The following is a 9,762-nucleotide window of genomic DNA, read 5'->3' on the forward strand; positions in this document are numbered from 1 at the left end:
ATAAACCAACCTTAACAGAAATAAAAAAAGGTGTAAAAAAAACCAGCCCTCTTATGCCGGTAGGAGATAATTCTATCTTTTTAGTAAATAAATTGCCTTATTTTGTTTCGGAACCTTCTTACTCGAATCAGGAGTTTTGTTATTTCCATTTAATTTCGTGTTTAGAATCTCTTGGTATAAAAAAACCTTTCTTACAACGTTATTTTCTTCAATATCCTTAGAGTATTCGAATGCCTTATTAATATGAGTTTGTGCTTTGTCCAGCTGATTTAAGGATACGTAATTTTTTGCAATAAGTATCTCGCACTCCGTACATTCCTTTTGATATTGGTTTTGTCTTTCGAAAAACATCAAAGCCTTTTCTAAATAACTTATGGAATTACTGCAAAAATCCATTTTGTAAAAAACAGTTGAAATAGCCAAATAGAATTCAGACAATGTTTCTTTATCTTCAATTAAGTGCAAATTTTTTTCAGCTTTTTCAAAATGGGCCAACGAATCTTCATACCGCCTAAGACTAAAATTATATAATCCCTGAAAATAATGATAATAATAGATTAGTAGGCTTTTATGCTCAGAATTTACTTTTTTAGATATCTTATTTTCCAATAACATATGCCAATGTTCTAACAGAGCATAATAATATAAAATATTATCGTCTTCTTGACCATCGCCCATTAGATTTACGGTCATTTTAACTTCACTTGCTTCTCTTATACTTCCATTTCTAAGATGAATGTACCAGTCATTTAAGTGTTTAATTAGAATGTTTGTTGTATCCCCTTTGAGCATGATCCTTTAAATTCTCCTTTTCTAAAATAATACTATTTATAAATATTCTACCATTTTTATCACGACCAAAGAATGATTAGGTAGGAAAATTTTATAAAAAAATAGTGCCTATTTACTATATCGACATAAGACTGGAAAATGTTTAGGAGATATGGGTAGGATTTTAGAAATAGTTCCCTAATATCCTTATTCCGGAATTGCCGGTTGGCTCGATTGTTCGGATTCAGGAGAAAACTCCTGGTGTGATCCGGTCGCTGCAGCTGTGATTTTTGATCAAAAACACGAACAATATATAAAAATTTTAATTTTAATTCCGAGTGTGGCCAGTAGGAATTAAAAAAGCCCCTAAACAGGGACTTTCTCTTTTAAAAATTTTTCAAATACTTGGTCTACATGATAATACTCTTCATCGTCATCGATCTCTTCATAACTGGTCATACCATTACTTTCAATTAGCTTTAAATATATTGCTGGATCATCATAGTTTACTTTATGGCAAACAATATATTTATCGCTAGTTTCTTCTTTCTCAATCTCTAAAACTATTTGATATACTGTCTCTTTTTCTTCCTGATTTCTCAGCGTTAGAAACAATTTATTTCCTCCCCTAGTCCTTTTTCTTTTTAGAAAACTTTTTCGGTTCAATTCCTAACATATCAGCTGCAATTTTGTGACGTTCTTTTGCGTCCAGATAAACAGCTCTATGCCTTTGAAACATTTCCTCAAATTGAGCCAATTCATTAGGATCCGTGGTTGCGCTTTTCGCATTTTTAAAGGTTTGTAAACGCCCATAATGTTCCTTCTTTGTAGCAGCAAGAGTTTGTACATAATCCTCTCTTGAAACGCCAAAAAGATTTCTTTGCTTATTCCAATCATTAACAATCGATTGTTTATAAGCATCATCTACTTTCACATCAACTTGCTTTGGCATATCTCCGTAAAGTATCTTATGTTCATATTCACCAGGTGTTTTTACTTTTACTTCTTTCACCTGGTTCCCTTGACCTTTTACCTTAATTACGTCCTTCGTTTGTAAATTCAAATATTCACTAGCTGTATTTGCTTTTAATTCTAAGTTTTGAACATTCTTTTTCGCCATATTAATTAATTCAGGTGTATCAACCTTTAAAGAATTTTTAAGCTTTTCGATTTGTTCTGCTTGAGGTTTAAAATGGACTTTAAACGAATCCAAATCTCCTTTTGCCTCATATTGTTGGTAAACTTCTAATTGTCTCAGCTCACCTTTTGCTTGATTTGCTTTTGATACAAGAACATCTACGTATTGAGAAGGTTTTGTACTTCCACCTTGTTCTTTCCATTCAACTTTTACCTGTTGTTGAACTTCCTGATTTGATAGATCCGGAATATTATTTTGAATCATAAAATCACTTTTCGGTGGATTTCTTCTAATACTTCTAGCAATTGCTTGTCTGTCTGCAATAGTGTTTTTATCGACCGGATTAGCATTTGCAACTATTTCAACTTCTCGTTTAATATTAGATAAACTTGGTGATTTAACCGCAACCAGCGTTTCAGTATTAATACCAAGATCTTTCTTAGCTGCACTTAAAATCACCTTATTATTTTGATAATTTTGTTGTGCAGAATCCCTTAACTCTACTGTAGATTTGCCAGTCGAAGCTTTAATCCCTTCAATTTCTTCAGCTTGTTTAGGCCATAACGCTTTATATTTCTCAAGATTACCTTGTTCTTCATACTTCTGATAATTATTTAAGTGACTAAATTGGTCATACGAATCTCTTTGTTGTTGCTTTAAACCTGCAACAAATTCCTGCTTAGACATATTAGATTGGGCCTTATCCCATTGGTTACTAACATGTTGTGAAGCTTGCTCTTCAGTAAGCTTTGAGACATTAGGAGGAATATTAAATAAAGCTTTTGGTTTTCGTCCTTTCAATGACTTAGCATACTCTTGACGTTGACCGACAATATCCCCTTCTGGTGTTTTATAAGAATTATCAAATTGTGGTTTAGTTTGATCCGTAGGTACATTAACTTTAAATCCGTTTATCTGATTATTATTTTCATTTGTAGCAGCCACTTCATCCATTGCCATGTTGGATATCGGTTGCTGTAAAGAAGCCATTTCTTTAGCTTGATTCTGTCTTTCTTTTACAGCATCAGACATTGGAATACCTGGATCTTCTTTTAAATGAAAAGGTGCTCTTAAATTATGCATTGTCTGATCAGCTTTTAATTTATGAGCTTCACGCTTACTATCGAAATCTTGTTGTTTTTGTTTAAGACGATTCTGATATGAACGGGCTGCATCAGTATAAGTATCAGGATTTGTAGTATTTAAGCCTGTTGGTAGATAAAGCCTGTTAAAATCGCCTTTTTGTTTTTTAATATCTCTTAGCGTATCTGTTGCGTTTTCAATTTGATCACCTGTAAATAGCGGTAATCCCTGTTCCATTCTTTCATCAACTTGTTTAACAAAATCGCTATAATAAACAGGTCTTCCAGTTTCTAGACTTTTTTGCTCCGCAAGCCCTTTTTCTTTATCATATTTATTTTGAAGATAATTCATTGCATCTGGACGTAATTTTTTCTTTTGCCATGCATTGTTTACTCCCTTAAATGCACGATAAGCATTTGTTCCAGCGTATGTTAAAGCAGCTGCCTGTAACAACCTACCTTTCATACGTTCCTTATAATCAAATGGTCGTTCGACTTCATTAGCAACTGCATTAGCACCTTTAGGAATAGCCTGAAACATCCCCATTATTCTTTGTCTTTCTAGGATTAAAACAAGACAAACTACAAAAAGAGCTATTAGCTGAAGAATAATTCTGCCATCAAAAGCTTCATACATCAAGGTTGCAAGTATCATATATATAGATAAAAAGATACTAATGAAAACCTTGCTTAGTACAGCACTAGCAATTCGAGCCAGCCATCGTTGTACTACAAGTAATCCCATCCCCGGCCAAAGTGAAATGACAAATACTACAGCTGTAAAGGCTAATAGGATAAGAGGAATTAACTGATAAACCAGGATCAATATACTAAATATACCTACCATCAATAAAACGATAAGCGTATAAATTAAATAAAATAATACAAGGATGAATCTCCCTAAACTATATATCAGTTCCATCATTCCATTACCATTTTCAACCTGTTCAGAAACAAAATCCTTCCTCTCATCTGAATATGGCTTGAATTTTAAAAGTTTAGGTCCATCCACTTTCCCATCTTTAATTGAACCAAACTGAAGTATATACCAAGGGTATTTCACATGGTTTTTCCAAATTGTATTACCCATAACTACAACAGCATCATCAATACCGTTTACGTTTTTATAAGCAATGGGCATTGTCGAAGAAAGTACATCACCTGAAACATCTTTAGAGACTTCATTAAAAGTCTTAAGCATTTCAGCTGGTTTAGTGAAAAATAACATTGAAAGACCTATAAGGATGAATAAAACAATTATTTGCTCCCAAGATTTTTGTCTTCTAGAAGCCATCATATAATTAATTAAGGCTACAATGGCAGCAACAACCATAAAAGGAATAGCAAATACATCCCAAGTTGATCTTTTTATTCCTGTTACTAATTTATCTACATGTTTTATTAATGACCCCAACAAGTCTAAAGTATAAGCTTGTTCTAGAAGGATAATAACTAACTTGGTTATGAAAATATTTACATACCAAATTATATTATTTAAACCATGAAGAGATTTATTGAACATATCAAAACTTCCAAAGAATGATTCATCTGCATCTAATTGATAGTTCAATAAAGGCTCTTCTTTATATTCCTTTTTAATTTTTGATTTACTCCCAGAGACATCTAACATTTCGTCAAGAGGATCGTTTTCAGCTGCATGAGCTTGAGCCTCATAACTAGGAATAAAACAAATAATAGAAAGAGAAAGGATAAGCAAAAGAGCCTTTTTGATCAAGCTACTCCACCCTCTTCCTTCTTCTTCGGAGTGGTTTCTAATGCTAAATGAATATGTTCAAAGACCGAATCAATTCTTACTAATCCTACGTTTCCATCTAAATCTTGCAATAAGGGTTCCCCAGGTTGAATGTTTCGGACCATTTCATAATTCTCTTCAGTTTTTTCTAGGTTTAAAAATTCAAGAATATCATCAATTTCATTATTGTCTGAGGATCTAAATATAAATTTCACACCAAGATTATTCTTAGCATCCATTAGATCACGAACATTTTGAGAAATAACGTAAACTGCTGCATTTAAACTTCGTCCGGTCCGGATTAATCGATCAACCAATTCTGCACCTTGTTGAGTCGTCATTACAGCCCAAGCTTCATCTAGTACCGTAACAGTAAATTCTTCTGATAAAGAGAATTTAATTGCAAATGAAGTTATTGGATACATGATAGCAACAGAAAGCATTTCTGTAATATCATAATCTTCCTTCTTCTTCTTTTTGTCTGGTAAACGCAAATTATCGACTTGCAGAATAGTTATTCGTTTATCAACTTTAATAGTGTTCAGCTCACCATCATGGAAAATCAATTTTCCATAAGGCGCTTTTTGAAACGATCGGCATTTCCTAGCTAACTTTAAAGCATGTTCATCTTTTTCCATTCCATTAAGAATACTAACCAGCTTCCACATGGAAGGATTATTGATACCCTTCATTTCTTCACAAGCATCAATTAGAGAATCATAAGAATCGTCACCTATTTTAATATCCGCAAGATAGGTAATTATGTTTTGTGCAACCCTAACTGCTTCATCAAATTCAAGGAAACCGAACGGATCCAATTTACCGTAATCCTCTTTACGGTCATTTAACGTAACATATTCTAATTCCCCTTCAAACTCTTTTAAATACTTCTGCCATTTTCCTCTATCACCTTTAGGATCTATAACTAAGCATTTCCCCCCATATAAGGCATTTAGATAAGCACCGATTAGATTAGAGGCGTAAGATTTACCTCCCCCTAATGTTCCAGTAAAGGATCCTGAAGCAGATTTATTAACTAAAGGAGCTAGACCAGGATTATAAAACACAGGTTTATTTAAGTTTCCAGTAAAACCGATAAAATAACCTTCATTATCACCTAATTTTCGATGCGCCCCTATCATCGATGAAGCCAGCTCAGGGGGTGTCATTCGATGAATATAATCCCTTTCTGTATTTCTTTTGGATCCAGGAATAAATTCTTGCATTAGTTGCATTTGACTTCCGGCCGGACATACCAACGTAAAATCCATTCGATTAAATATATCTTTTAACCATGTTCTTTGATCCCGTAAAGCCTCTTCTGTTTCTGCGTGAGTTTCGAAAGTTACCGATACATCTAACAAAGGAAACTGAAAATTAGTTAAAACATGTTCCAAAGATTTTACTGATTCAAAAGCTTGTTGTAATTCTGAATGAAGATCCTTACCAGCTTCATTTGTCATTTTTCCTTGCTCTTCAATTTCAAGCTGTTTATTTAATGTTTTTCGTTTACTTGTTTCTGGATCCATAGGTACGATATGAACCGAAACACTTATAGGAAAGTCAACATCTTGAACTTGGTAAAGCCATTCATTACCTGGTATCCAATAACCATCTGGAATATCTGAGATTGTTAGAAAAGAGCAATAACTTGAAGTCATTTCCCCTTCTAAATCTTGAGTAAGTTTTATTGTACGATTATCTTTTAAATGTACTAATCCTTCACTTAGATTCAAGAATTCAGATTTTCTAGGCCGGATTACCTTTCTATCTTTTTTAGTGACTTTATCAGCTTTATTTTTATTAGAATTGATATAAACACCATCTGGCACAATTGAGTTATTAACAACAGTTTTCTTTTCTTTTTGGAATAAAGAACTTTTTGGAGGTTGACCGATTCCAAGCCAGAAAGGCCTGCGACATATCCAATCTAATTCAGATTCCTCTAAACGTCTTAATGATGTTCCTGAAGAAAAACTGTTTGCCCTATATTGATTGTAAATTTGTTGTTCAACACCAGATATGGTATTAAATTCATGTTCAAAAATTTCTATACCAGCAAATCCGGCAGCTTTTTCTACGTCCCTTTTAGCTTCCAAAAAAAATGATTTAACCATTTCTTTTGTAGACTTCTTTATTTCATTCCAGTCTCTTTTTGTATCTAATTTAATAAACAAATACTGAGAATGGTTAGAACCTTCCTTACCTAGTAAATTTATTAAATAATCCCTCGTGTCATTTGCGTGAACCCTTGCATATTCTGCAAAGGGTCCACTAATTTGATTTTTCAGGGCATCAAAATGCTCATGAAAAGAATAAACACGAGGGAGGATCATTATCCGGCATTCATGTTTTAAACTCGTAAAAAAGCTTACTAAACGCTTAAAATCCTGAATTTTTTTGTTCTTAGATTTATGATCATATTGGAAACCTTCAATTTCGTAACCAGCCCAACATTCTTTTTCAGGCGTAATTACTAGATTTCCCTCAAAATATGCAACAGGAAACTTCATCTTTCGTCCTCCCTCGATTTCTGATACAAGACCCGTTACGCTTTTTTGCGGCGTTTTTTCTTTTTTTCTTTATCACTTACTTCAATTTCATATCTTTCTCTAAATTGTGGCATTCCTAATATTCTGATTCTCCCTGATCTTTCTACTGGTTGATAGCGACTAAAATATTTTGGCGTAAAATAAAACCTAATCAAGCTGTACATCCACTTATGAGGCGTTTTCCCATCATATTTTATCCGACTTAGATAGTAAGCTGCTAAACTAGGAAGAGCTAAATATTTTAAAAGACTAGAACCTAACCAATCTAGCAAAAACGTAGATTTATCCACCAGGAATATTACGAGAACAGATATTATGAAATACCAAAGTTGCCACCAAGTTATTGGCCGAGGTAATTTGAATCGATCGAAACTATAAAAGTAACGTTCAAATCTCCAAACCCTCTTATATGTCCTTACATAAACATGACCATTCTCTTCAAATTCCATTTAAATCAATCCTTTACTTATAACTTATAGTCCTAATAATTCTTTAAACCATTTAGAACCAGAAGATTGAAGGATTTGAGGTGCCCAGATAAATAATCCAACTACCATAGCAATTACTGCAAACTTTGCAAGAAAACCAAATTCTCTCTTAACAAGAGCACCAAGTGAAATAAGAGCAACTACACCCATGAATAACCCTTTTACTTCTCCTTGTACCCACTTTCCAGCAGATTCGCCTGGTCCTTTCGCAAAAGCTAAATCCCCTGAAAATAGTGTAATTACCCCTGCCACTAATACAACTGCAACTGCAAAAGTCCATTTCGATAATTTATTTCCCTTTTTTATCATTTCCATTGCTTCCAACCTCCTGAAAATTGTTTTATTAACCATCTATCATTTTCTTTTTTAAATAGTAAGGTATGATGTTGATCTGTGACTATTTTTGTTTGAGGATCCTCCCACGCTGAATCTGCATAAACAACAACTTCTGTTATTTCTGCTTTTTCTTCAGTTCCAGGCTCATTAACAAAATCGAAAACTTGAACTGAATTCATACCTGTAAAGGTTAAAGATCCTTCATACCCCTTTATTTCATTGCCATTTAACATATATATAGCTAATTGGCTACTACTACCTTCTGAATACGTTTTAAAGAAATCAGTCGTCATCTTCTCCATCACTTCTTGAAGTTCAGCATCTACGCTACTTAATTCTGGAACGGTTACAACCTCTCCCTTAAAATCTTCTTTCAAGTTTACGAATGTTGGATAATCATAGATAAAAAGCTTTTTATCCTTATACGCTACCGGAACTTGGAGGTATTTCGTAAGCTTTTTTGATTGCAGCTTCTCTTCAGTAGATGTTGGGTCAACTTCTTCCAAAGTAGGTTTTACACCTTCAGCAAAAATATCTACCTTTACAAAAATATCAGCCTTTTCGTTATTAATTTGTTTAAAATCAATAACATGAGCTGCCTCAACTGTCATTTTTGGTGCTGCCGCTAAATCAAGAGGAATATTTGTCCTTAGACTAGAAGCTAAATAAGGTTGCACTCTGTCTAAATATTCCTGGTTATCATCTGGAATAAAAGTTAGATAATCCGTCGAAAATGCTTCAGCAAATCCTTGAGCTGCACCACTCACTACATAAGGAATTTCATTATTTGTTTGTGCCATTGTTTCCCCATTGTTCACCCAAGAATTCATTCCCCGAACGAAAGTTAAAATCACAAAAGCCCAAAATACATATTTAGTGACAGTCAAAGCTTTAGCTTTAAAAGGCTTTTTCGATTTAAATTTAAGCTTATTTATCATTATTTCACCTCCTTTCAATCATTCTTTTTACTATACGGTAGTCCAGTTAAAAACTCATAATAATTCATAGTCATTGAAACTAGCTTTCCTCCAAAATTTACAGTTATCATTTCCCTTGTATCAAATTTAGAGTTATAACCTCTACCAGATCCTAGAACACCCGTAAATTCTAATTCTTTGTTCAACTTATTTCTTTCATTCTGATACAGACTATTACCAAAAGACATACCCTCTCCCAAAGCACCCTTAACTATCTCATTCGGTTTACTAAACGAATTAACTAAGAAACTTTTATCCATGATACTATTTCTTCCCTTCTGGTACAGGCTTTTCGTTTAACTGTTTTGCCTTTTTCTTCTCGTACTCGTCATAAGTAAAATAGACAGTTATCGAAACAAGGAAAAATGCAATAAGAGCCGAAAACCACCCCATTCTATCTGCAATTTTGAATACCCAGCCAATCGGACTATCCCTCAATGATTCTAAACTTCCCTGTCCTATTGACAAATTCGAAACTACTAGATAAATAGCTACCAAAAACGCAAGGATGATTAAAACAATAACTAGCATCTTCTTCAGTTTTTTTCTTAATTCAGATTGCTTGTCCAACTTCATCCACTATCACCCCCTTTAAAGATTAAATGTTTCTTGTTGTCTCATAACATCTAAATATTTTGCATTGACCGGATCCTCTATTGCTTCAC

9 protein-coding genes are annotated in these 9,762 nt (G+C 33.6%); all 9 read right to left on the bottom strand.

The annotated features are described in order from the left end of the window. Positions 1–72: 72 nt before the first annotated feature. Positions 73–792, bottom strand: a complete 720-nt coding sequence (locus ACH0QE_RS25245; RefSeq protein ID WP_415779256.1) for a hypothetical protein — start codon at positions 790–792, stop codon at positions 73–75. Positions 793–1,137: 345 nt separating this feature from the next. Next, positions 1,138–1,386 (bottom strand): DUF1292 domain-containing protein, encoded by a 249-nt coding sequence (locus ACH0QE_RS25250; RefSeq protein ID WP_415779257.1) that lies wholly within the window; start codon positions 1,384–1,386, stop codon positions 1,138–1,140. A 13-nt stretch (positions 1,387–1,399) separates the two neighbouring features. Continuing rightward, positions 1,400–4,726: a Yip1 family protein gene (locus ACH0QE_RS25255; protein ID WP_415779258.1), complete on the bottom strand. Its 3,327-nt coding sequence runs from the start codon at positions 4,724–4,726 to the stop codon at positions 1,400–1,402. Continuing rightward, positions 4,723–7,257: an ATP-binding protein gene (locus tag ACH0QE_RS25260; RefSeq protein WP_415779260.1), complete on the bottom strand. Its 2,535-nt coding sequence runs from the start codon at positions 7,255–7,257 to the stop codon at positions 4,723–4,725. The genes ACH0QE_RS25255 and ACH0QE_RS25260 overlap by 4 nt, the downstream gene beginning before the upstream one ends. Before the next feature lie 35 nt (positions 7,258–7,292). Then, positions 7,293–7,745 (bottom strand): TcpE family conjugal transfer membrane protein, encoded by a 453-nt coding sequence (locus ACH0QE_RS25265; RefSeq protein ID WP_415779261.1) that lies wholly within the window; start codon positions 7,743–7,745, stop codon positions 7,293–7,295. A gap of 24 nt (positions 7,746–7,769) precedes the next feature. After that, positions 7,770–8,099 carry a hypothetical protein gene (locus tag ACH0QE_RS25270; RefSeq protein ID WP_415779262.1) on the bottom strand — a complete coding sequence of 110 codons (330 nt, stop codon included), beginning with the start codon at positions 8,097–8,099 and terminating at the stop codon, positions 7,770–7,772. After that, a complete protein-coding gene (locus ACH0QE_RS25275) occupies positions 8,090–9,058 on the bottom strand; it encodes a conjugal transfer protein (RefSeq protein WP_415779263.1) in 969 nt (322 codons plus the stop codon). The genes ACH0QE_RS25270 and ACH0QE_RS25275 overlap by 10 nt, the downstream gene beginning before the upstream one ends. Positions 9,059–9,072: 14 nt before the next feature. Beyond that, positions 9,073–9,357 (bottom strand): hypothetical protein, encoded by a 285-nt coding sequence (locus tag ACH0QE_RS25280; RefSeq protein ID WP_415779264.1) that lies wholly within the window; start codon positions 9,355–9,357, stop codon positions 9,073–9,075. A gap of 4 nt (positions 9,358–9,361) precedes the next feature. Beyond that, positions 9,362–9,673: a hypothetical protein gene (locus ACH0QE_RS25285; RefSeq protein WP_415779265.1), complete on the bottom strand. Its 312-nt coding sequence runs from the start codon at positions 9,671–9,673 to the stop codon at positions 9,362–9,364. Positions 9,674–9,762: the final 89 nt, after the last annotated feature.

It is taken from the genome of Mesobacillus sp. (assembly GCF_047739415.1).
In the GTDB taxonomy this organism is placed as follows: domain Bacteria; phylum Bacillota; class Bacilli; order Bacillales; family Cytobacillaceae; genus Mesobacillus.

Bases quoted from the DNA above. Each gene is read 5' to 3' on its own strand.
- ACH0QE_RS25265 (WP_415779261.1), bottom strand. From the start codon at position 7,745: ATGGAATTTGAAGAGAATGGTCATGTTTATGTAAGGACATATAAGAGG.
- ACH0QE_RS25245 (WP_415779256.1), bottom strand. From the start codon at position 792: ATGCTCAAAGGGGATACAACAAACATTCTAATTAAACACTTAAATGAC.
- ACH0QE_RS25280 (WP_415779264.1), bottom strand. From the start codon at position 9,357: ATGGATAAAAGTTTCTTAGTTAATTCGTTTAGTAAACCGAATGAGATA.
- ACH0QE_RS25285 (WP_415779265.1), bottom strand. From the start codon at position 9,673: ATGAAGTTGGACAAGCAATCTGAATTAAGAAAAAAACTGAAGAAGATG.
- ACH0QE_RS25270 (WP_415779262.1), bottom strand. From the start codon at position 8,099: ATGGAAATGATAAAAAAGGGAAATAAATTATCGAAATGGACTTTTGCA.
- ACH0QE_RS25260 (WP_415779260.1), bottom strand. From the start codon at position 7,257: ATGAAGTTTCCTGTTGCATATTTTGAGGGAAATCTAGTAATTACGCCT.
- ACH0QE_RS25275 (WP_415779263.1), bottom strand. From the start codon at position 9,058: ATGATAAATAAGCTTAAATTTAAATCGAAAAAGCCTTTTAAAGCTAAA.